Genomic DNA, 22201 nt, shown 5'->3' with positions numbered 1-22201 from the left:
CCGGTCCCGTACCGGAGGCGCCATGGCTGGAGAACACCGCATGACAGACACCCCCTTCAGGGAAAGAACCGCCCGCACCCTGCTGCGCGATGCGCGGCGCATTGCCATCGTGGGCGCCAAGGACAAGGCCGGCCAGCCTGTGGACCGCATCGGCCGCTATCTGCTGGCCCACGGCTTCACCGTGCTGCCCGTGCATCCCGTTCGGCGCCAGGTCTGGGGGCTGCCCACCTTCAGGACGCTGGCCGATCTGCCCGGCCCTGTGGATATCATCAATCTTTTCCGCGCATCGGAAGCCTGCCTGGAGCATGCGCGGGAAACCCTGGCCCTGCCGTGGCGCCCCCGCTGCTTCTGGATGCAGGAAGGCATCCGCAACGAGGCCGCCCGCCGTCTGCTGGAACCGGAAGGCATTCTTGTGGTGGAGGATGCCTGCATCATGGTGGAGCACCAGCTCATCAACAGCCCCCTGCAGCCCCTGCTTTGATATGACCAACGAATCCCAACTTACTGTTTTTGCGTGCCGTATGTGCGGCCACTGCTGCACCGGCAGAGGGGGCATCATTGTCAGCCCCAAGGACCTCCAGCGCCTTTCCGTCCACATGGGGCTGACCCCGCAGACCGTGCTGGATCGCTACTGCGAACGCATGGGCGGCAAATGGCAGGTGCGCTGCGGCGATGACGGCCGCTGCATCTTCTTCCGCGATGGCAAAGGCTGTGCCGTGCATGAGGGCAAACCCGCCATCTGCCGGGCCTGGCCCTTCTTTCGCGGCAATCTGGAAGACCCCCTCAGCTGGGAACTGGCGCAGGATTTCTGCCCGGGCATTGACCGCCATGCCCGCCACGAGGACTTTGCCGCCCAGGGGCGGCGCTATCTCCGCGAGCAGAACCTGCTGGCCAGCGACCCCTCCTGCGAGGCCAATGCCCTCATTCTGAAGGACTGACCCCCCCGTCCGCTCCGACGGCATGCGCTCCCGTCCGCCCCTGTTCCACGGCTGAACGGGGCACGCCCAGTGCCACCGCCTGCTCCGGGGTATTGCAGCCGGCAAAGCAGGCATGGTCGGCTTCTGCCAGGGGCAGACAGCAGCGTTGCGCAGCCGGCAGGGCCGCACGCACCCGGCGGTTGCCGCAGCACAGGGCGGCCTGAAGACCGGGCAGGGCCGTACACCGGTAGATGCCCACCAGCGGTTCTTCCCAGCCGCCGGCAGTGCGGTAAAACAGCACCTGCGCCTGGACATGTTCGCGGGCAGCCTTCAAGAGACCGGCCAGCAATGCCGGGCGCATGAGGGGCATGTCACAGGGCAGGGTCAGTATGCCTTCCCATCCCCGCGCCCGGGCGTAGTGCAGGGACGATACCAGGCCCAGCAGCGGCCCCGGCGACGTGTCCCCCTCCCCGAGGTGCGGCGGCCGCGGTCCCTGGTGATCCTGCCGGGGCAGCACCAGGTCGGGGATGCAGTCATGGCCGGCATAGCCGGCGCGGGACGCACAGGATACCAGTACCGTGGCACAAAGGCCCGACAGCAGGGAGACGGCATTGTCCAGCAGGCTTGTCTGCCTGCCGGAACAGATCAGCGGCAGCAGGGCCTTGTCCCGCCCCATGCGCAGGGAACGCCCGCCGGCCAGCACCACGCCCGCAAAACGGCGGGAAGGAACGATGTCGGCACGTATGCTCATGCCGCCAGCATAGTCCCGCCCCGTCATCCTGCCAAGTCCCGGAGAAGCCGGCTTGACACCCGCCCTTCCCGCTTCTAAGAGTAATGGCTTCCCTTTTGCGCACCGCAAGGAGGCATCGCATGCGTCCCGCCCGTTTCCGTATCGTTCTGCTTCTGCTGCTCCTGCTGCTTCTGCCTGTCCGGGCAGGGGCTGCCTCCCTTTCCGTGGCCGCCACCACCTATCCGCTCTGGCTGCTTGCCCGGGCCGTCACCCATCAGGTGCCTGACGTGCAGGTCAGTCTGGTCATCCCCGCCGGCACGGGATGCCCGCATGATTATGCCCCCACACCGGCCGACATGCTCAAGCTGGAAAAGGCCCAGTGCATCATTGCCAACGGCCTTGGCATGGAAGCGGCCCTGCGGCAGACGCTGGAACACCGCCGGGAAGACGTGCTGGACGGGGGAGCGCTGCTGGCCGTGCCCCTGCGCGACTATGCCGACCGCCTGCCCCATGCGACGGCGGCGCCTGACGGGCACCACCATCCGGCGGATGCCGTCAATCCGCATATCTTTGCCAGTCCGCGTCTGGCCGCACAGCTGGCCGCGGGTATTGCCGATGCACTGGCCCGCCGCGATCCGGCGCATGCCCGGCTCTATGCGGCCAATGCCGCACAGCTGCAACAGGCTCTCCTGGCCCTGCACCACCGCCTGGAGGCGCTGTCTGCCGCGAGCAACGGCCAGCGGGCAGTGGTGCTCCAGCACGATTCCCTGGCCTATCTGGCCCTGGACGCGGGCCTGCGCATTGCTGCCGTGGTGCAGACTGCGGATGACGAACCACCGTCCGCCAGCCGTCTGCTGTCGCTGCTGAAGACCATCCGCAGCCAGAAGCCCGTGCTGCTGCTGGGCGAACCCCAGTTTTCGCCGCGGGCCATGCAGACCCTGTCCGGGGAAACGGGCGTGCCGCTGCTCATGCTGGACACCCTGGCTTCTGGACCGGAAGACGTACCCGCCGACCATTTCCTGCGGGTCATGCAGCACAATGTACAACAGCTCGAGGCGTCCCTTGACCACTGATGCCCAGGTGGCTGTCCGCTTTTCGTCCGTCGGCGTGCGGCGGGGCAATCTGACCATCCTGCACGACATCACGGCGGACCTGCCCCTGCACGGCAGCACGGTGCTCATCGGCCCCAATGGCGCCGGCAAGAGCACTCTTCTGCTCTGCCTCATTGGCGAAATGCCCTTCAGCGGGCACATCAGCTTTCCGGCCTTCGGCCGTCCGCCCCGCATGGCCTATGTTCCCCAGCATGTGCAGCTGGATGCGGGCCTGCCGCTGACCGTGGCCGGCTTCATGGCCCTTGGTCAGCAGCGCCGGCCCCTGTGGCTGGGAATTTCCTCCGCCGTGCGCGCCGCCTCACGCCGGTTTCTGACGCTGGTGGCCGCTGACCATCTGGAAAACCGCCGCATGGGCGATCTTTCCGGCGGCGAGCTGCGCCGTGTGCTGCTGGCCATGGCCCTGGCCCGCCAGCCGGAACTGCTTATTCTGGACGAACCCGCCGCCGGCGTGGATGCCACGGGCGAACGCCTGTTCTGGAAGGTGCTGGATGCCGCCCGCCTTTACCAGGGCTTTACCCAGATCATGGTCAGTCACAATCTTTCCCTGACGGCGCACTATGCCACGCATGTGCTCTGCCTGCACAAGACCCTGCTGCGCCAGGGGCCGCCCCATGTTGCCATGAATCGCCAGACCCTGCGCCAGCTTTTCGGCATCCCCATCCACCTCTACCCCGACCAGTGCGAGGAACCCGACGAAACCTGCGCCCAGTGCGGCGCGCACTGCCATGCCACCCTGGGGGACTGCCCCGTTTCGCCCAAGGAACGCCGTGACCATGCCTGATCTTGCCCCTCTCTACAGCCTGCTGGGCCATATTCCCCTGGACTGCCTGCAACTCTCCTTCATGCAGCAGGCCCTGCTGGCCATTCTTCTGCTGGCCCCCATGACCGCCGCCCTGGGGGTCAGCGTCATCAGTTTTCGCATGGCCTTCTTTTCCGATGCCATCGGCCACTCGGCCTTTGCCGGCGTGGCCCTGGGGCTGCTGCTGTCGCTCAATCCCCTGTTCACCATGCCGGCCTTTGGCGTACTGGTGGGCCTGGGCATCATGGCCGTCCGCCGGGGCAGTACCCTGTCGGCCGATACGTCCATAGGCATTGTCTTTTCGGCGGTGGTGGCCTTTGGCCTGGCGGTGGTCAGCCGGGCGCCCGGCATGGCCCGCAACATGCAGCAGTTCCTCTATGGCGATATTCTCACTGTCAGCAATACCGAACTGGGCTTTCTGCTGCTGCTCTTTGGGGTGCTGGTCGTCTTTGCCTGGGTGGGCTATAACCGGCTGCTCTTCATTGCCCTCAATCCGGTCATGGCCCGGGCGCATGGCGTGCGCGTGGCTGCCTGGCAGTATGCCTTTGCGGCCCTGCTGGCTCTGGTGGTCATGTTTGCCGTGCGGGCGGTGGGGGTTCTGCTGGTAACGGCGCTGCTCATCGTGCCGGCCGCCACAGCCCGCAATCTGGCCCGGACAGCGGGCAGCATGTTCTGGTGGGCGCAGGCCGTGTCCCTGTGCTCCGGCGTGGGCGGCCTGCTGCTCTCCGCTCAGGAATGGCTGGGAACGGCCAGCGGGGCCACCATCATCCTGCTGTCCTGCTTCTGCTTTCTGTGCAGCGTCCCGGTGGCACGCCGGCAGCGGCACCGTCCCGGCTAGGCCGGCGCGCTGCCAGCGTCACACGATCACAGGGCCGGTTCTCATTCCCGTCCGACAAGACAGCCCCCGCCGGACCGGACAGATACGGACAGATATGATGACTGCCCGGCCGCAGGCGGCACAGCCCTCTCCTCCCCCCACAAGGCAGGAAGGCAGAGCCGCAACTCTGCCGCACCACGCCCGGATGGTCAGACGCGCTCCTCCTCCCCCAGGGCAGGACAACGGGCATGCGCGGCCTTTTGTCCCGTGCCGGACACGCCTGCACCGCCCGAACTACAGCAGGGGCTTTTCCTCCAGATATGCCTCAAAGGACGACAGCGGCATGGGGCGACCAAAGAGGTAGCCCTGCCCCAGATCGCAGCCCGTCTCCAGCAGGAAGTGCCATTCCTGTTCGGTTTCAACTCCCTCACAGAGCACCGTCAGGTGCATGTCATGCCCCAGATGCACCAGAGAACGCACCAGCGGGGCATTCTTCTTGTCGGCCAGGAAGGCTCTGTCCAGCTTGATGGTATCAATGGGAAATTTCTGGAGGACCGCAAGCGAGGAATAGCCCGTGCCAAAGTCGTCCATGGCGGTCTTGACGCCAAACTCCCGCAGACGGCGCAGATTGCCGATGACCAGTTCCTCGTCCAGCGCGGCAAGGGATTCGGTGATCTCCACGGCAAGAAAATGCTGCGGGATGGCATACTGCCTGAGCAGGGCAGTCAGATGTTCGCTGTAAGATTCCATGAGAAAAAGCGACCGGGATTGATTGACGGCCACAGGCACCACCGGCAGGCCGCCGTCCAGCCTGCGCCGAATCCAGCGGCAGACCTGCTCCAGCACATACATATCCAGCTCGCGGATAAAGCCGTTTCTCTCAAAAAGGGGAATGAATTCATCGGGATAGATTTTTGTCCCATCGGCGGGCAGCCAGCGCACCAGCGCTTCCGCACCACAGACCTTCCCCGATGCCAGATGTATCTGCGGCTGGGCAAGCACCTGAAACTCCCCGGCATCCAGCGCCGCCTGCATGCGATTTTCCAGGGCAGCCACCCGCGCCACAATGGCGCCCATTTCCGCATCAAAGAAGACAAAGCCCGAATGGTAGTCCTGGGCGGCCATGCTGTTTCTGGCGGTTTCGGCGCACCCCATGAGCGAGGCCACGGAATCCCCCTCCACCACCGGGGCAATGCCGCAGGACAGGACCAGCGCATGTTCCAGCGCCCGCTCTCTGGCCGAACAGCGGCGGAAGAGTTCCTGCATGCGCTGCTCCACAGCCGCGCGGCCGTCACAGCGCCAGAGGCACAGATAGTGCCCGCCGCCCACATGTGCCGTCGGCTCTTCCGACGCCGACAGGGAGCACAGTATCCGGTAGCAGTCCCGTATGGTTTCCGTCCCGCTGTTGTAGCCCAGCGAACGATTTATCTGGGCAAGCCTGCGAATGTTGATGCTGATGACATACCACGGTCCTTTCTGCTTCAGGGCTTCCTCTGCCTGCTGCAAGAAGCCGCGGCGATTACTGCCGCCCGTCACGTCATCCGTATAGGCGGCGCGCTCCAGCTCGTGGAGGTGCTGCATCTCGCGGCGGTGCCGCACATGCAGCAGCAGCCCGCCAAGAAGCACCAGCGCCAGCCCGTACCAGTGGATATTGCGCCGCACATGGTCCAGAAAAATCACCATCCAGGAGGCCGCCACATACTCGGCCACCATGGTTTCCACCTCGCCGCCGGAAAGCGACATGATGCGCTTGTTGAGCACCGTAATGGCATGGGGCGAAACCTGGCGGGCAAAACCGAAGGCCATGGGATAAAAGGCCTGCGTGATCTGCATGATAAAGGGGCTGAGCTGGCTGCTTTCTATGGAAACCCCCGGATAGTCCGCCACATAGCCGTCCACGCTGCCATCCTTCAGGGCATCATGGCATTGTTCCAGACTTTCAAAAAAAATGAAGTGATCCGCAGGATAGGTCTGCTTGTAGGCCTCGGATACCCCCACCATCTCCCGCGTGGCAGCAATGCGCAGACCCGTTCCGGGAGACACGTGCCGCTTCACGGCCAGGCTGATGGGGGCATTATAAAAGGGATGCCCCACCCGTATGCCGTACGTCTGCACCGCGTCCATGCCGGGAAAGATATCACTGATCATATCGGCCTTGCCGCTCTCCAGCAGGGCCAGGGCGTCTTCATAACTGGCCGCCGGCACAAATTCCAGACGGATGCCGGCACGCTGCGCCAGTGTGCTGGCCATGCGGTACAGAAAGGGATTGCCCAGATGCTTCCGCATGAGCTTCTGGCGCACGCTGTAGGCCATGCGCAAAACGGGCTGTCCCTTCAGCCAGGCCTCCTCATCACGTGACAGGGCCATGGTGACCTCGTTGTCCACATTCAGAAAGCTGTTGAACAGCGAGGTCATGAACTGGGGATTCCGCATTTGCAGCTGCCGCATGGCCTCATTGATCTGCGGCATGAAGACCGTATCCCCCCGGGCACTGACAAAAAAGAAGGGTTCGATGCTGAAGGTGCCGGCAAGCATGGTTTGTGCATCTCCGGCGGGACAGCCGTCCACATAGCCGTCCACCTGGCCGTCCTTCAGGGCCTGGAGCATGGCGGCACTTTGTTCGAACTCCTTCATCGAAAAACGGAAGCCGTACTGTTTGGCCAGACGCCGGAAAACGCTCTGCTCATAGGCACCGGCAAAGAAGCCAAAGGTCTTGCCGTCAAGATCGTGAAAATCCATGTAATGAAAATTGCTGTCGGGGCAGACATGCAGGGTCGTGATTTCCACCCCCGCATACAGGCGGGAATAGGTCATGTTCCGGGCACGCTGCGGCGTCCAGGAGATGCCGCAGGAGATGTCTATCTCCCCGCTGGCCAGCTTTGCTTCCAGCTCCTCAAAGAGGATGGGCACCCATTCGAAACGCCAGTGCGTATACTGGGCAATGCCCTCCAGCAGGGACGGCGCATAGCCATAGACCTGCCCCTTCTGCTCCATGAAGACGCCATGCTGCTCAAACCAGCCCACGCGGACCACGCGGGGCAGGGGCGACGCCGCCCTTTCCCCTGACGGGGCAAAGAAGAAAAAGGGACTGTCCCCGCCCTGGGCAATCGACATCCGGGCCTCGCCGCGGGACGTTCCCGGAAGGGCAAGGCAGAACAGGGGAATCAACAAAGCGACAAGTATGCTTCGTACAGCCGACACACCGAAAACTCCGGCAACAGGGGAAAGGGTGCAGGCCGGGAAACGCCAGCACAACCAATGAATACCCTCTTTACACCAGATACAGGCTGACAGGCAAGGCAGAACGCCATTTGACGCACCCCGGCCACGGCATGGGGGATGCCATCCCGTTTTTTCACCGTCACCGGCAGATGCCGTTCCACCTGCCGGCATGCCGTGATGATTGGTGTGACGGGCGGCTCTTCTTCTGCAGCATGTTGACATGGGCGTTCATTTTCGCCGCACAGACAGGAAGCAGACTCGACAGAAAACCGTATATTGTGCTATACAAAACACAAAGAAAACCCGTTGCGGACTCCTCGACACCCCCCGTACACGCACCTGCCGCCCCCAGGCGGGACACCACAGGGCGGCATAGCCAAAGGAGAGTGAGTATGCGCTTTCATTTTGACAAAAGCGCCTGCCAGAATCTGCGCAGGATTCTGCGCAGGGAGTGGCTGGAAACCAATGGTCTCGGCGACTATGCCTCCAGCACGCTCATCTGCTGCAACACGCGGAAATACCACGGCCTTTTTGTGGCGGAAACAGCCGTCCCCCCTGGGCGTCATGTGCTGCTCTCCACCATCGAGGAATCCCTGTGCATGGCCGGAAAGGAATTTTTCTTCTCCTGCCGCAAGCATCCTGGCGTCTATTATCCCCGCGGGCACGAATACATGCAGTCTGCCGATCCGCTGCCGTGGCCCTGTTTCTCCTATCGCTTCGGTGATGTGCTGCTCTTGCGCGAGCTGCTCATGCTGCCCGGGCGCCATGTGCTGCTCATCCGCTACACGGCCCGGACAGCACATCCGGAAACGCCGCCCATGACGCTGCGGCTCAAACCCCTGCTGGCCTTCCGGAACATGCACAGCCTCCGCCAGAACGACCACATTTCCACAGCCTCTTCCGCCACGCTCTACGGCGCCTCTCTCCAGCCTGAACCCGACCTCCCCCCCCTCTTTCTGCAAATGGCCGGCGCCACCTACACCCCGGCCCCCGACTGGTACTACAATGCCGAATATATGGTGGAGCGCGAACGCGGCTTCCCCTGCCTGGAAAATCTCTTCATGCCCGGCGTGTTCACCATAACGCTGGAGCCGGGCAAAGCCGTCATTCTGGCCGTTTCCACGGAAACGCTGCAACGGGAATTCTGCCGCAACAGCCTGCCCTCGCTCTGGGATGCGGAATGCGCACGCCGCCAGCACGAGGAAGAAGAGCACCCCGGCCTGCAGGGCCATCTGGTCAGCCAGGGCACGCGCTTTCTCATCAAGGCACCTTCCGTGTCCGCGGCGCCGCTTCCCCCGGCCCCGGACCAGCCGCAGGCGGACAGCGTGGTGGCCGGCTATCACTGGTTCGGCGCCTGGGGGCGCGATACCCTCATTTCCCTGCCGGGGCTGACCTTCTATGCCGGACGCCAGACCGCCGGGGAGCACATCCTCGCCATCATGGCAGCGGCCCTGAAGGACGGGCGCATTCCCAATGTTTTTTCGGCAGACGGCCAGCATGCCTACAACTGCGTGGACGCCTCCCTCTGGTATATCTGGGCCGTGCAGATGCTGCTGCGGGTGGATGCCTCCCGCCTGGGCTTTGTGCGGGAACACTGCTGGCCGGCCATTCAGGAAATTGTGCGGGCCTATGGCAGCGGCCGCATACCCCACGTGCATCCTGATGAAGAGGGCTTTCTTGACGTGGGCAATGCCCAGACCCAGCTCACCTGGATGGATGCCACAGTGCATGGCCGGCCCGTGACCCCGCGCTGGGGGCAGCCGGTGGAGATCAGTGCCCTCTGGTACAATGCCCTGACCTTTGCCGACGAGCTGGCCCGGCGCTTTGACGCTGCCGGCTGGCAGAACAGCCAGGCCCTGCGCCAGCGCATGCGCACGGTCTTTGTGCACCGGCACTGGACAAGTTCCGCGCAGGGGGACTATCTGGCCGATGTCTGGTGCAACGGAGAACGCGACATGCGCGTGCGCCCCAATCAGCTCTTTGCCGTTTCGCTGCCCAATCCCCTTCTGGGCGAGGAATGGCAGGCTGCCGTGGTCTCGCGGGTGCGCCTCTGCCTGCTGACGCCCTATGGCCTGCGCACCCTGGCGCCCAGCGCACCGGACTACCGGCCGGTTTACGAGGGCGGCCCGGATGAACGCGACAGCGCCTACCACCAGGGCTGCGTGTGGCCGTGGCTGCTGGGGGCCTATGGCGATGCCCTGCTGCGGGCCGCCTGGGACGAAGACAATGCCGTGCGCGAGCTGCTGCACCAGCTGACGCCCCTCTTTTCCCGCCATCTGGGCGAAGCGGGCGTCGGCTCCCTTTCGGAAATCTTTGACGGGGACCCGCCCCACCAGCCTGACGGCTGCATTGCCCAGGCCTGGAGCGTGGCTGAATGCCTGCGCCTGCTGCGCACGCTGGAAAAGGCCGCACCCGCCGTCTATGCCCAGTGGGAAGCAACGCTGCAGGGAGGTCGCTGATGCGCGTACTCATGTTTGGCTGGGAATTTCCCCCCTTCAAAAGCGGCGGGCTGGGCACGGCCTGCGAGGGTATGGCCACGGCACTGGCCCGCAGGGGCACCGAAGTCTTCTTTGTGCTGCCGCAGACGGGCAGGGCCGGGCCGCTGTCCCTGCGGGACGGTCTGAACCTGCTCTCCGCCTCCGGCACCTGCCTGGATGACGATCTGCCGTCCCGGGATGCCGGGCAGGCCACCGGCCGGGAGACAGATGCCACCCTTCAGCGGACCGACGTCACGGACGTATGGCAGGAGACGGAAACCCTCTGGCGGGAGCATCTGCACATGACCGCCATTGACTCGCCCCTGCGCCCCTATCTCAATGCGGAACAGTACCATGTCCAGTTTCGCGAGCTGGAAGCGCTGTCGCAGCAACGTACAACGCTTCGCCGGCAGACCATCTGCCCGTCTGCTACCGCAGCCCCCGGGCACACGCCGGCAGCCCCCGCTTCCCTCAGGCAGGCCCCGTCCTCCGTGCTGACCCTGCACGGCGGCTACGGGCAGGACCTCATGAGCGAGGTTTTCCGCTATGCCTGCGCCGCAGCCGTCATCGCCCGGCGGACCCCCTGCGATGTCATCCACATGCACGACTGGATGACCTACCCCGCCGGCATGATGGCCGCCCGGGTAACGGGCAGACCGCTGGTGGCCCACGTACACGCCCTGGAATGCGACCGCAGCGGACAACAGCAGCAGAACGAGACCATCGCCCGCCTGGAACGGGCCGGCATGGAGGCGGCGGACCTGGTCATTGCCGTGAGCCACTACACCCGGCAGCGCATCATGGAGCAGTACGGCATCCCCGGCAGCAAGATCGAGGTGGTGCACAATGCCGTCTCCCGCAGCGAATTCTGCCGCAACTATCAGGTGCCGGAACGCTGCCGGCAGGAAAAACGGGTGCTCTTCATGGGGCGCATCACCTATCAGAAAGGCCCTGACTATTTTGTGGAAGCGGCCCGGCTGGTCCTCAACTATCTGCCCAGAACGCGCTTCATCATGGCCGGCAGCGGCGACATGCTGCCCAATATGGTACGCCGTGTGGGGCAGCTGCGCATGGGCAACCGCTTTCACTTCACAGGCTTTCTCAGCAGCCGCGATGTGGACCGCATGTACGCCATGAGCGATGTCTACGTCATGCCCAGCGTTTCCGAACCCTTCGGCATTGCCCCCCTGGAAGCCATGGCCTATGACGTGCCCGTGCTGGTTTCCCGTCAGTCGGGCGTGGTCGAGGTGCTGCGCAATGCCATCCAGGTCGATTTCTGGAATGTCCGCGAAATGGCCAACAAGATATGCGCCCTGCTCAGCTATCCGCATCTGGCGGCGGAAGAGGTGCGCAACTGCCATGAAGAAATGAAGAATATCAGCTGGGATCACGCTGCCGCACGACTTTGCAGCATCTACGAACGACTCGTCACAGGGAGAATCTGACCATGTCGGCCATCTGTTTCTATTTTCAGGTGCATCAGCCCTACCGCCTGCGACACTACACCTTTTTCGATATCGGCGAAAACTCCTGGTATGAGGACGAAAATGCCAACTGCGGCATTCTCCTCAAGGTAGCCCGCAAGTGCTATCTGCCCATGAATGCGCTGCTGCTCCGGCTTATCCGCCGGTACGAGGGACGCTTCAAGGTCAGCTTTTCCCTTTCCGGCACGGTGCTGGACCAGTTCGAGGCCTATGCTCCGGAGGTCATCCAGAGCTACCGCGAGCTTGTGGCCACAGGCTGCGTGGAGCTGCTTTCCGAAACCTATGCGCACTCGCTGGCCTTTCTCTACTCGCCGGAGGAATTCCGCGAGCAGGTCCGCCTGCACGACGACCGCATCGAAGAGCTGTTCGGCGTGCGGCCTGTGGTCTTCCGCAATACGGAGCTGATCTACAACAATGCCCTGGCGCATGACGTGGAGGCCATGGGCTACCGGGCCATTCTGGCCGAAGGCGCCGACCATGTGCTGGGCTGGCGCAGCCCTTCCTTTGTCTACCGTCCCCAGGGCTGCACGCATCTGGGCCTGCTGCTCAAGAACTACCGCCTTTCCGACGACATTGCCTTCCGTTTTTCCAATCATGACTGGCCGGAATTTCCGCTGACCGCAGAAAAGTTCACCCGCTGGGCCGAGGCCGCCGGGGCCAATGGCGGCCTTGTCAACCTGTTCATGGATTACGAGACCTTCGGCGAACACCAGTGGGAAGGCACGGGCATCTTTGCCTTCATGGAAGCCCTGCCGGACCACATCCTGAACGCCGGCATGGGCTTTGTGACACCCTCCGAGGCCGTGGCCGCCCATGCGCCGGCCGCCACGCTGGATGTGCCCAACTTCATGTCCTGGGCCGATGCCGAGCGTGATCTCACGGCCTGGCTGGGCAACGACATGCAGCAGGATGCCATCGAAAATGTCTATGCCGTGGAAAAGCGGGTCAAGGCCACAGGCAAGGCCGATCTGCTGCGCACCTGGCGCCGCCTCCAAACATCGGACCACTTTTACTACATGTGCACCAAGTGGTTTGCCGATGGCGACGTGCACAGGTATTTCAATCCCTACGGTTCCCCCTACGACGCCTATATCACCTATATGAATGTCATGGCCGACTTTCGCCTTACCCTTGACGCTCTGGACGGCCTCGGTCAAACTGAATCCCCTGCCCGCGTGCCCCATGGCACCGGGTCCACCCTTTGAGTTGTGGAGAGGCCATGCCCGCTATACCGGATTTGAGCAGATGCACGTTGTTTGAGGTCAGCTGGGAAGTATGCAACAAGGTGGGCGGCATCTATACCGTTGTCAGCAGCAAGGCCTGCGAGGCGGCATCCCGCTTTGGCGACAATTACTACCTCATGGGTCCAGACCTCGGCAATAACGCCGAATTTGAGGAAACTGACGAACCCTGCTGGGACATGCTGCGCCCTGCGGCCAGCCGGCGCGGCATTGCCTGCCGCTTCGGCCGCTGGAACATTCCCGGCCGCCCCAAGGTCATCCTGGTGGGCGGCTTCCGCGAGCATTACAACCAGAGTCAGCTGCTGTACTCGTTCTGGAACCGCTTCGGCGTGGATTCCATCTCCGGCGGCTGGGACTATGTGGAACCGGTCATGTTCAGCACGGCCTGCGGGGAAATCATCCAGGCCGCCATCCGCATTCTGGACCCTCACGACAACAACCTCATGCTGGCCCATTTTCATGAATGGATGTGCGGCGCGGGCCTGCTCTATCTGCGGCAGCACTGCCCCAACGTGGGAACGGTCTTCACCACCCATGCCACCATGCTGGGCCGGGCCATGTCCGGCGCGGGCTTTGACATCTACCGCCAGATGAAGCAGATCAATCCCCGGCATGAGGCGGATACCTACAATATCACGGCCAAACATTCCATGGAAAGCATCACGGCCCGCGAAGCCGACTGCTTCACCACGGTAAGCCGCATCACGTCCGACGAGGCCATGGCCTTTCTGGGCCGCACACCGGAGATCATCACCACCAACGGCCTGGACCTGCACCCCATCCCCGACTACAGCGCCGACCGCACCATGCCGCGCCATGCCCGCCAGCAGCTGCTGGAAGCCTGTGGCCGCCTGCTGCGCCGCCAGCTGCCCGAGGATACCCGCATCTTCATCATTTCCGGCCGCTATGAATTCCATAACAAGGGGCTGGACCTTTTTCTGGATGCGCTGGGGCAGGTCAACGAGGCCCTTTCCCATTCGCAGACCTGCGTTCTGGCCCTCTGTGCCGTCATGGGCGGGCACAGCGGCGTCAACCCCGATGCCATCAGCGGCGATGCAAGCAAGCAGCCCCCCTACGGTGCCCACTGGATAGCCAGTCACCACGTCTACAATCCTGCGCAGGACCCCATCCTCACCGCCTGCCAGCGTCTCGGCCTGGACAACGGACCGGAAGACAGGGCGCTGGTGGTCTTTGACCCGGCCCTGCTCAACGGGGAGGACGGCTTCCTTAACATGACCTACAGCACCGTGCTCTCGGCCTGTGATCTGGGAGTCTTCCCCTCCTGGTATGAACCCTGGGGCTATACGCCGCAGGAAAGTGCCGCCCATGCCGTGCCCACGGTCACCTCCGATCTTGCCGGCTTCGGCCTCTGGGTGCAGGAAAAGGCCCCGGACAACAAGGGCGTGACAGTCATCAGACGCCGGCAGACAGGCTATGACGAGCATGTGTCGGCCCTGCGTGACGTCATGCTGGAATACGCCACCATGCCCGAAGAAGTGCTGGCGGAACGCCGCACCGCTGTCCGCCAGCTGTGCAGCCAGTGTACCTGGAAGGAATTTTTCCCGCTGTATGAGCAGGCCTATCATCTGGCCCTGCGCCGGGCTGCCGCCCGCCGCCCCGATGCCGAAACGCCCAGCAACTGCCTGACGCGCGTGCTCACGGCCTCCATGTCCACCACGCCCAGCCTGCACTGCTTTTCCGTCATGGCCCGCCTGCCCGAGGCCATCGGGCGCCTGCAGGAGCTGGCCCGCAATCTCTGGTGGAGCTGGCACCCCGAATGCCAGCCGCTCTTTTCGTCCATCAGCGCCGAAGAATGGGAGGCCAGCCACCACAATCCCGTGGCGGTCCTGGAAAAGGCCGACAGAAAGCGGCTGGCCCAGCTGGCGGAAGACTCGGCCTATCTGCGCCTCTATACGGACACCATGCAGGCTTTTGATGCCTACATGAACGAACCGCCCCGCAGCATGGGAGCGCTGTCTGCCGAACATCCCCTGGCCTATTTTTCCACGGAATACGGCCTCAGCGAATGCCTGCCCATCTATTCCGGTGGTCTTGGCGTGCTTTCCGGGGATCATCTCAAATCAGCCAGCGATCTCAACATTCCCCTGGTGGGGGTGGGCCTGCTCTACCGCTCCGGCTACTTCCGCCAGGAGCTGGACCCGCAGGGGCGGCAGGTGGCCCTCTATCCGCAGAATGACTTTTCCCTCCTGCCCATGGAGCAGGTGCGCGATGCCCATGGCGAACCGCAGGAAGTGATGCTGCAACTGCCGGGCAGGCGGCTTTTTGCCTATGTCTGGCTGGTGCGGGTGGGGCGCATACGCCTCTACCTGCTGGATGCGGACACCCCCCGCAATACGGATGAGGACCGCCACATCACCGCCCGCCTGTACGAGGCGGACAGAGACGTGCGCCTGCGGCAGGAAATTCTGCTGGGCATGGGCGGCGTCCGCATGCTGCGCCGCATGGGTATTCGCCCCGCCGCCTACCACATGAACGAGGGCCATTCGGCCTTTCTCATCCTGGAACGCATTCGCGACCTCATGCTGCGCGACGGCCTGGGCCTTGGCGAAGCCTGCGAGGTCGTCCGCGGCAGCAATGTCTTTACCACGCACACGCCCGTGGATGCCGGGAACGAGCGCTTCAGCCAGGAGCGCATGGAAAATCACTTCAAGGCCTTTGTCCAGAGCGTGGGTATCAGCTGGCAGGACTTTCTGCGCATCGGCCGCTATGCCCACAGCGAGCGGAACACCTTTGAAATGACCGTGCTGGCGCTCAACTTTTCCTACCGTGCCAACGGGGTAAGCCGCCTGCACGGCTACATTTCCCGCCGCATGTGGCAGGAAGGCTGGCCCGGCGTCCCCACGGCCGAGATTCCCATCGGGCACATCACCAATGGTGTGCATGTGCCTTCCTACGCCGGCCCGGCCATGCGCCCCGTGCTGGAAACCGCCCTGGGCGCCGACTGGGCCAGCCTGCAAGCCGATGATCCTGTCTGGAAGCGGCTGGCCGATGTACCGGATGATGCCCTGTGGACAGCCCGCCTCTGGCAGAAAAAGCGCCTGCTGGATGCAGTGCGCTCCTCGCTGCCCCAGTACTGCAAGACGCTGGGGGTTCCCTATGAAAAACAGAAGGAAATGGCCTCCCGGCTTACCGCCAACAGCCTTGTCATCGGCTTTGCCCGCCGCTTTGCCCCCTACAAGCGTGCCAACCTGCTGTTTGCCGATGTGAACCGTCTGGCGCGCATTCTTGGCAATGACGACCGGCCGGTGGTGGTCATCTTTGCCGGCAAGGCCCACCCGGCCGATACACAGGGCATCGACATCATGCAGGAAGTGGTGCGCCACACCATTTCCCCCGAGCTGCTGGGCAAGGTCTTCTTCCTCAAGGATTATGACCTGCGCATCTCGCGCCTCATGGTGCAGGGCTGCGACGTGTGGCTCAATACGCCCCGACGCCCGCACGAAGCCAGCGGCACCAGCGGGCAGAAGGTCTCGGTCAACGGCGGACTGAATCTGAGCGTTTCCGACGGCTGGTGGTGCGAGGGCTTTGACGGGCGCAACGGCTGGACCATCGGCGCACAGGCCAGCCCCGAACACTGCCCGGAACAGAGCGACTATGACGATGCGGAAAGCCTCTACACCCTGCTGGAGGAAAATGTCATCCCGCTGTTCTTTGCCCGTGATGTCATGGGCCTGCCCCATGCCTGGCTGGAAATGGTACGCCGGGCCATGCAGACCCTCATCGGGCGCTACAGCTCGCACCGCATGGTCAACGAGTATCTGACGCGGTTCTATCTGCCCACGGCCGCGCGCTATCAGGAACTGCAAAAGGACGACCATGCCCTGGCCCGCCGCCTGGCCCCGTGGAAGGCCGAGGTGGCCAGCCGCTTCAGCAGCCTGCGTATGGGCACCATCGCCATCACGGGCCTTGGCTGCGGCGGCAAGAACGATGCGGAGAGCATGGATGTTTCCGTGGAAATCCTACCCGGTGATATGCATACCAGCGAACTGCTGGTACAGCTTGTGGTGGGTCCTGGCGACGGAAAGACCTTCCTCGGCAGCCCGGATGTGCTGGAGCTTTCTCCCGTCAATGGCGACACCCCGACGGAAGGGGGCGCCCTGCTCTACAGCGGCAGCTACACCCCCACCCGCAACGGGCAGCACATGTACGGCATACGTGTCATGCCGGTCACGGAAGGGCTAGCCTCGCCGCTGGAAACCCGCCTTGTGCTATGGGGATGACGGCCAGACGCCTCAGCCCCTCTGCCTGATCCGACACAGCGCCAGAATGGCCTGACAACAGCGCCCCACCGGAAAATCCGGCGGGGCGCTGCCCTATACGCTCCGGCAGCAGTGCCTGCGCCGCATGCGGCTTTTCCTGGTCTGCGCCGGGTATCTCTGTAAACAGAACGGTCCTCATGGCGGCGCATGCGGCCCGTATTCCCGTCATGCGCCGCGCGTTCAGCGTCGTTCCGCCGTATCTCCGTCAGCTGGCCTGTCTGGACCATGGTCCGCGGCATCCTGGGGCGGCGTCTTCTTTCTCCAGCCCAGGCAGCGCCGCAGCACGGCTTCCACAGACCCCGCCGTGGCGCTTACCCCGTCTTCCACACTGTGCACCGCAGAGCGTACACCACTACCCACCGCATCAGCGGCTCGGCCCACGGCATGCACCGTAGCGCTTGTGCCGCTGTCCACCGCATCCACCACGGCACTGCTGCCGCGGCGCACGGCCGCACCGGCAGCGCTTACGCCATCGCCCACACTATTCACCGCGGAGCGTACACCGCTGCCCACCGCATCGGCGGCACGGCCTACGGCATGCACCGTGGCGCTTGTGCCGCTGTCCACCGCATCCACCACAGCACTGCTGCCGCGACGCACGGCCGCACCGGCAGCACTTACGCCATCGCCCACACTATTCACCGCGGAGCGTACACCGCTGCCCACCGCATCGGCGGCACGGCCCACGGCATCACCGCAGGAGCTGGCGGCCTCCTTCACCGTATCCACGGCACATCCTCCCAGTTCCCTGAACTGCTCCTTCAAGGCCCTGACCACTTCCGTCACACATTCCTGCGAAATGGCGAGCAGCATGCGCGAACATTCCTTCAGGCTCGCCGTTCCGTGGGCCTCCTGCGCTTCTGCGGCAAGGCGGAACACCCGCTTGGTGGACATGCCCACCCGCACAGCCAGCAGGGCATTGGCAGCACCGTCAATGGTGGCATTGGTAAAGAACTGCACCGAGGCCCCCACCACAGGCAGCGAGGCTGTGGTCAGGGCCGGCGTCACCACGGGAACAAGGGAAGACATGGCCTCGCTGATGGTGCGGGGAATGTCCAGCGCATCCAGTGAAAAGGCAATGAACGTGGCGGAGGAAACCGCCGTGTACACGTTCCACACGTCCTTCAGCGAGGGGCGCTGATTGTAGATGGCGGAAACCTTCCAGACCATGCGGCACAGGGAAAGAAAGACAATCAGCGCATCCAGACGGCCGTTCTGGGCCAGCGCTGTTCCCAGAAAGATGCGCTTGGCATCGGCGCTGATGGCCTTGTCCGCCTCGGCATCCAGCACGGTCAGGGCGCAGGGCACGAAATCCGGAGCCTGCGCATCAAGACCGGCCGCGCGCACATGCGTATTGTACCGCAGACGGCGCGCCAGCTCCGCCATGAAGGCCCGGCGCTCTTCCTCCGTGGCCTCTGGGCGCAGGCGCAGCGGAGCGGGACGGACCATACAGGACCAGATCAGCACCGCCAGGGCCAGCAGTTCCGCTCCGGCCAGAAGCAGCCAGGCCAGCCAGCCCCAGCCGGGCGCCATGCCTTCCACAAACAGCATGGCCTGCCCATTGAGCTGCAAAAACAACAGGAAAATGCCCAGCATGAGCAGGGCGGCAAGAATCTTCAGAACACGAACAAGGGACGGCATGACCATTCCTCCTTGAAAAATTCGGCTATGGGAGCACGTCGTCGGATGACAGTCCCTCCTTCATATAGGACGCCTGCGGCAAAAGAAAAGGGGGAAGCGCCCGGCAGGAGCTGCTTCCGGAAAAAAACGCCACCATTTTTCCCGCAAAAACGCCCTGTCTGCCCCCTCCCCTGCCGGACAAAAAAACAGTATCGTTTGAAAAAACAGAACAGGCGGACCCCTATGCTCGAAGAACTGAACGGCGACTTTCTCCAGTGGCTGCGCGGCTTCTACTACGTGGCCAAGACCGGCAGCGTGCGGCAGGCCGCGACACTCATGCACCGCAATCCCTCCACCATCAGCTACCAAATCAGCTCCCTTGAGCGGGAACTGAACACGCAGCTTTTCGAACGCAGCAAAAAGCGCATGCACATCACGGAAGATGGCAGGAAACTGCTGGAATGGACCATCACCACCTTTGAAGCCCTGCAGGGCATGCGGGCCGACGTAGGCTGCCATGACGGCCAGCTCCGGGGCAGGGTGGTCATGGCCTGTCCGCCTGCTGTCGCCACCCTGCTTGCCGCGCCGCTGCAGCGCTTCATCAGGGAAAATCCCCAGGTGGACGTGCATATCCTGCATGCCCTGTCCCACGAGGTGCTTGCGGCAGTGGACGAGGCCCGGGCCGATATCGGCCTGCCGGGCGTCACCGATGTTCCGGAAAGCGGCAGTTTTGAAACCCTGTTCAAGGCCCGGCCCATGCTGGTGCTGCGCACGGGGCACGGCGTTTCCCTGCCCGCCGTCCCCACGCTGCGGGACCTGCGCAACCTGCCCTTCATCAGCGTTGCCGCCAGAGACCGCAACGGGCATCTGGCCCTGCCGCCCTGCGGCCTGGATCGTGCCGTGGACGCGGCCCAGCTTGCCACCGTCCTGTCCGTCAATGACCATGCCGCCCTGCTGCACTACGCGCGCAGCGGCCTGGGCGCTGCCATCGTGGATGAAGTCTGTCTGCGCGCCTGGCTCGGTTCCTCCTGGGAGGGACTGAACATTCAGCCGCTGGACCACCTTTTTCCCAATGTCATCTACGGTCTTTTTCTGCGCCAGCGCACATTGCCCAGCCCCCAGGCAGCCGCCCTGCTGCGCCTTGTGCGCGAGCACTGCATCCCCTCGTCCGCCGGCCCGGCAGCGCCCCCGTCAGACCGGCAGGCACACCCGCATGCCCTGCTGCTTCCCGGATGTGACGCAACTGCCCCGGCGGACGGCCAGTCCATTCCGGCGGCAGCAGCGTCCCGTCCGCCTTCCCGCTGAACCGCAGAGCGCCCATGCCGTTCCGAGCATTGCCGGCCTGCTCCCGCAGTTCCCGCCCGGCCTGTTCCCGCCCGGCGCCATGATACAGCACACGCAACAGGCTGCTACCGGTCTTTTCAGTCCACCCATGTGTGGACTGTTCAGATATTAGGCTTGAGAGAAAGACAGTTTTTGCGTTATAGTCATGCCATATCATCGGTTCAGGAGCAGTCATGAACAGGCAGGAAAAGTCCCCCCCCGGCACGGAATCGCCCCGTATCCTGCGACTTTTGCATATTATTCAGGAGCTTCGCAATACTCCTGCCCAGTCTCTGGAACAGCTTCTGCGAACGCTGGGCATCTCGCGCAGTCAGTTCTACAAGGACAGGGAGGCCCTTGCGGCCCTGGGGTTTCGCTTTGACTATCGCAAATGCAGTGGCTTTCAGATTGTGGAAGACCGCCTGACCCCCCTGACGGACCTCAGCCTTTCAGACCGCGTTACCCTGCTGTTTGCGCTGGAACATCTCAGCGCCTGCGGCGATGGCCTGCTGGCGGCCAAAGCCGTGGAAGTAGGCCGCAAGCTTGTGGGGGGCCTGCCCTCCCCGTTCCGTGAGCAGCTGCTCCAGTGCTTTGATACGGAAGTGACGGAAAAGGCCTACGGCATCCTGCCGAAAGTCTATACCGCGCTCACCCGTGCCATCGCCGAAGGACGACGCCTGAAGATGCTTTACTGCCGCAGTGCCGACTGGACGGAACGCTGGCGTACCGTGGACCCGCGCCGCATCTATATGCGCCAGCGCACCCTCTATCTCTATGCACGGACCGTTGACGATGTGCCGCCTGCCTGGAAGGTCTTCCGCCTGAGCCGCATACGGGACATCAAGCCCACGGGCCTGTGCCTGCCGCCCAGCACCCGGGAAGACGACGGTTTTCAGGAACGCATGAAGCATGCCTTCATGACTTTTCTGGGAGAGGAAGCGCACCATGTGCGCGTGCGTTTCAGCCGCCATGTGGCGCCCTACATCCGGGAAAAACACTGGCATGACAGTCAGCAGCTGGAAGAAACGCCAGATGGCGGCATCATCCTTTCGCTGGACGTGGCAGAACCCATGGAGGTCATCCGCTGGTCGCGCCAGTTCGGCAAGGATGCCACCGTTCTGGAAGGTGAGGAGGACGAACGCTGAAAACGGGCACACCATGCCGTCCGCACAACAAACCACCGGCAGCATGCCGGAAAGCTCAGCCCGTCGCATGCTGGGCAAGGCCGGTGTCCGGTGGCCGTTCGCCACATGGCCCCCGCTGCCGCCGGCAGCGCACAGGCGCCGCACCGGTCGTTCTCCCGTCAGCCCAGGCCCCCGTGTTCCGTTTTTGTATGTTTCCCTGCCGGCAACGGTCATGCCCGGCATGATTCCCGCGGCAGGGCCAACCTGCTTCCCCCCATTGTCCGAGAAGTGCCCTTCTCCTTGCACCTATGGCACTCCCCCCTCTCTCGGACAGCCTCACCGGGACCGCCTCCATGGCGGTCCCCTTTTTTTGCCGCGGCCACTGCCGACGGGACTTCCGCAGCGGAAAGCCCGGCGCTATACTGTCCCCCAGGAACAGCCTGTTCCCCACGAGGATACCATGCCCGTCACCCCGTCCGCCTTTGCCCTGTCCGGCATCGACCGCCTGTGCGCAGCCTATGCCGCCGCTTCCTTTGATGTGGAGCGCACCCCCAGCCCGCCCCTGCTGGCCACCTGCTGCTACCATGCCCGCGATGAAGCCTATTTCCTGAGCAAAAAGGCCACGCTCTGGGCTGCGGAAAGCCACGAATACGTCTACCTGCTGGCCCTGCCTCATCTGGATATGGGGCAGTGGCAGCAGGCGCACGACCTGGCCCTGCATGACGGCCTGTCGCGCATCCGCCCCCACAGCGAGCACATGTCTTCCCGTATCAGTCTCATCATATTCTGTCCGTCGGCGGATGCCGCTGCGCGCGCGGCCCTGACGGGCTGCCGTACCCGAAAAAGCTTTCTTCTGGGGCTGCACGGCTGGATGCGCCTGCGCGCGCTGGCCGTTCTGCCGCCCTCTGCACCGGACGGCTGCCCGACCATCCATGCCAGTGCCGCCGCCCGCCGTGATCTGCTGCCCTTTGTGCGGCAGGCGCTGGCCGGGCCGGCCGCAACACCGCAGCACTAAAATACGCATTGCCAAACGGTCCGTTCAGGACGTACACTTC

Annotated in this window: 15 protein-coding genes; 12 read left to right on the top strand and 3 right to left on the bottom strand. The window is 63.8% G+C overall.

Going from position 1 to position 22201, the window contains the following annotated elements; translation table 11 throughout:
* The first annotated feature begins 40 nt into the window (after positions 1-40).
* Positions 41-481 (top strand): CoA-binding protein, encoded by a 441-nt coding sequence (locus Q0J57_RS04620; RefSeq protein ID WP_297217559.1) that lies wholly within the window; start codon positions 41-43, stop codon positions 479-481.
* A 1-nt stretch (position 482) separates the two neighbouring features.
* Entirely contained in the window at positions 483-938 is a 456-nt protein-coding gene (locus Q0J57_RS04615) for a YkgJ family cysteine cluster protein (protein WP_297217557.1), read from the top strand.
* Here Q0J57_RS04615 and Q0J57_RS04610 read toward each other — a convergent pair.
* On the bottom strand, positions 922-1668 hold the full coding sequence (locus Q0J57_RS04610) for a molybdenum cofactor guanylyltransferase (RefSeq protein WP_297217555.1): 747 nt from the start codon (positions 1666-1668) through the stop codon (positions 922-924). The genes Q0J57_RS04615 and Q0J57_RS04610 overlap by 17 nt on opposite strands.
* Positions 1669-1787: 119 nt before the next feature.
* Between Q0J57_RS04610 and Q0J57_RS04605 the strand changes: the two genes are divergently transcribed.
* The 3 genes from Q0J57_RS04605 to Q0J57_RS04595 are packed head-to-tail and all read left to right on the top strand — an operon-like array spanning position 1788 to position 4396.
* Entirely contained in the window at positions 1788-2720 is a 933-nt protein-coding gene (locus Q0J57_RS04605) for a metal ABC transporter substrate-binding protein (protein ID WP_297217554.1), read from the top strand.
* The gene (locus Q0J57_RS04600; protein ID WP_297217552.1) at positions 2710-3540 is read left to right on the top strand and encodes a metal ABC transporter ATP-binding protein; all 831 of its coding nucleotides are present in this window, start codon (positions 2710-2712) and stop codon (positions 3538-3540) included. Before Q0J57_RS04605 ends, Q0J57_RS04600 begins: the two co-directional genes overlap by 11 nt.
* Positions 3533-4396 carry a metal ABC transporter permease gene (locus Q0J57_RS04595; protein ID WP_297217550.1) on the top strand — a complete coding sequence of 288 codons (864 nt, stop codon included), beginning with the start codon at positions 3533-3535 and terminating at the stop codon, positions 4394-4396. The genes Q0J57_RS04600 and Q0J57_RS04595 overlap by 8 nt, the downstream gene beginning before the upstream one ends.
* A gap of 273 nt (positions 4397-4669) precedes the next feature.
* On the opposite strand, the gene Q0J57_RS04590 is transcribed toward Q0J57_RS04595, so the two are convergent.
* The gene (locus Q0J57_RS04590; RefSeq protein WP_297217548.1) at positions 4670-7489 is read right to left on the bottom strand and encodes an EAL domain-containing protein; all 2820 of its coding nucleotides are present in this window, start codon (positions 7487-7489) and stop codon (positions 4670-4672) included.
* 500 nt (positions 7490-7989) lie between these two features.
* On the opposite strand from Q0J57_RS04590, the gene Q0J57_RS04585 reads away from it, so the two are divergent.
* Genes Q0J57_RS04585 through glgP form a run of 4 tightly spaced genes read left to right on the top strand, consistent with a single transcriptional unit; the run spans position 7990 to position 17040 of the window.
* Positions 7990-10056, top strand: coding sequence for an amylo-alpha-1,6-glucosidase (locus Q0J57_RS04585; RefSeq protein ID WP_297217546.1), 2067 nt, complete (start codon positions 7990-7992; stop codon positions 10054-10056).
* A complete protein-coding gene (locus Q0J57_RS04580; protein WP_297217544.1) occupies positions 10056-11519 on the top strand; it encodes a glycosyltransferase in 1464 nt (487 codons plus the stop codon). The genes Q0J57_RS04585 and Q0J57_RS04580 overlap by 1 nt, the downstream gene beginning before the upstream one ends.
* A gap of 2 nt (positions 11520-11521) precedes the next feature.
* Positions 11522-12763, top strand: coding sequence for a glycoside hydrolase family 57 protein (locus Q0J57_RS04575; RefSeq protein WP_297217542.1), 1242 nt, complete (start codon positions 11522-11524; stop codon positions 12761-12763).
* Between the two features lie 14 nt (positions 12764-12777).
* Positions 12778-17040: an alpha-glucan family phosphorylase gene (gene glgP, locus Q0J57_RS04570; protein WP_297217540.1), complete on the top strand. Its 4263-nt coding sequence runs from the start codon at positions 12778-12780 to the stop codon at positions 17038-17040.
* Between the two features lie 219 nt (positions 17041-17259).
* Here the strand turns inward: glgP and Q0J57_RS04565 are convergent, their stop codons facing one another.
* Complete coding sequence (locus Q0J57_RS04565) at positions 17260-18720, bottom strand: hypothetical protein (protein ID WP_297217538.1); 1461 nt, start codon at positions 18718-18720, stop codon at positions 17260-17262.
* 222 nt (positions 18721-18942) lie between these two features.
* Between Q0J57_RS04565 and Q0J57_RS04560 the strand changes: the two genes are divergently transcribed.
* The 3 genes from Q0J57_RS04560 (at position 18943) to Q0J57_RS04550 (ending at position 22161) form a co-directional block, all read left to right on the top strand.
* On the top strand, positions 18943-20004 hold the full coding sequence (locus Q0J57_RS04560; RefSeq protein ID WP_297217536.1) for a LysR family transcriptional regulator: 1062 nt from the start codon (positions 18943-18945) through the stop codon (positions 20002-20004).
* A gap of 212 nt (positions 20005-20216) precedes the next feature.
* Positions 20217-21167: a WYL domain-containing protein gene (locus tag Q0J57_RS04555; RefSeq protein WP_297217535.1), complete on the top strand. Its 951-nt coding sequence runs from the start codon at positions 20217-20219 to the stop codon at positions 21165-21167.
* Positions 21168-21606: 439 nt separating this feature from the next.
* Positions 21607-22161, top strand: coding sequence for a hypothetical protein (locus Q0J57_RS04550; protein WP_297217533.1), 555 nt, complete (start codon positions 21607-21609; stop codon positions 22159-22161).
* The last annotated feature ends 40 nt before the right edge of the window (positions 22162-22201 follow it).

It is taken from the genome of uncultured Desulfovibrio sp., assembly GCF_944324505.1.
Classification (GTDB): domain Bacteria; phylum Desulfobacterota; class Desulfovibrionia; order Desulfovibrionales; family Desulfovibrionaceae; genus Desulfovibrio.
The sequence above is the reverse complement of the archived record's forward strand: the minus strand, read 5'-3'. Positions and strand labels throughout refer to the sequence as shown.

Bases quoted from the DNA above. Each gene is read 5' to 3' on its own strand.
- Q0J57_RS04580 (WP_297217544.1), top strand. From the start codon at position 10,056: ATGCGCGTACTCATGTTTGGCTGGGAATTTCCCCCCTTCAAAAGCGGC.
- Q0J57_RS04555 (WP_297217535.1), top strand. From the start codon at position 20,217: ATGAACAGGCAGGAAAAGTCCCCCCCCGGCACGGAATCGCCCCGTATC.
- Q0J57_RS04610 (WP_297217555.1), bottom strand. From the start codon at position 1,668: ATGAGCATACGTGCCGACATCGTTCCTTCCCGCCGTTTTGCGGGCGTG.
- Q0J57_RS04595 (WP_297217550.1), top strand. From the start codon at position 3,533: ATGCCTGATCTTGCCCCTCTCTACAGCCTGCTGGGCCATATTCCCCTG.
- Q0J57_RS04560 (WP_297217536.1), top strand. From the start codon at position 18,943: ATGCTCGAAGAACTGAACGGCGACTTTCTCCAGTGGCTGCGCGGCTTC.
- Q0J57_RS04615 (WP_297217557.1), top strand. From the start codon at position 483: ATGACCAACGAATCCCAACTTACTGTTTTTGCGTGCCGTATGTGCGGC.
- Q0J57_RS04620 (WP_297217559.1), top strand. From the start codon at position 41: ATGACAGACACCCCCTTCAGGGAAAGAACCGCCCGCACCCTGCTGCGC.
- Q0J57_RS04590 (WP_297217548.1), bottom strand. From the start codon at position 7,489: ATGTCGATTGCCCAGGGCGGGGACAGTCCCTTTTTCTTCTTTGCCCCG.
- glgP (WP_297217540.1), top strand. From the start codon at position 12,778: ATGCCCGCTATACCGGATTTGAGCAGATGCACGTTGTTTGAGGTCAGC.
- Q0J57_RS04550 (WP_297217533.1), top strand. From the start codon at position 21,607: ATGCCCGTCACCCCGTCCGCCTTTGCCCTGTCCGGCATCGACCGCCTG.
- Q0J57_RS04565 (WP_297217538.1), bottom strand. From the start codon at position 18,720: ATGCCGTCCCTTGTTCGTGTTCTGAAGATTCTTGCCGCCCTGCTCATG.
- Q0J57_RS04605 (WP_297217554.1), top strand. From the start codon at position 1,788: ATGCGTCCCGCCCGTTTCCGTATCGTTCTGCTTCTGCTGCTCCTGCTG.
- Q0J57_RS04575 (WP_297217542.1), top strand. From the start codon at position 11,522: ATGTCGGCCATCTGTTTCTATTTTCAGGTGCATCAGCCCTACCGCCTG.
- Q0J57_RS04585 (WP_297217546.1), top strand. From the start codon at position 7,990: ATGCGCTTTCATTTTGACAAAAGCGCCTGCCAGAATCTGCGCAGGATT.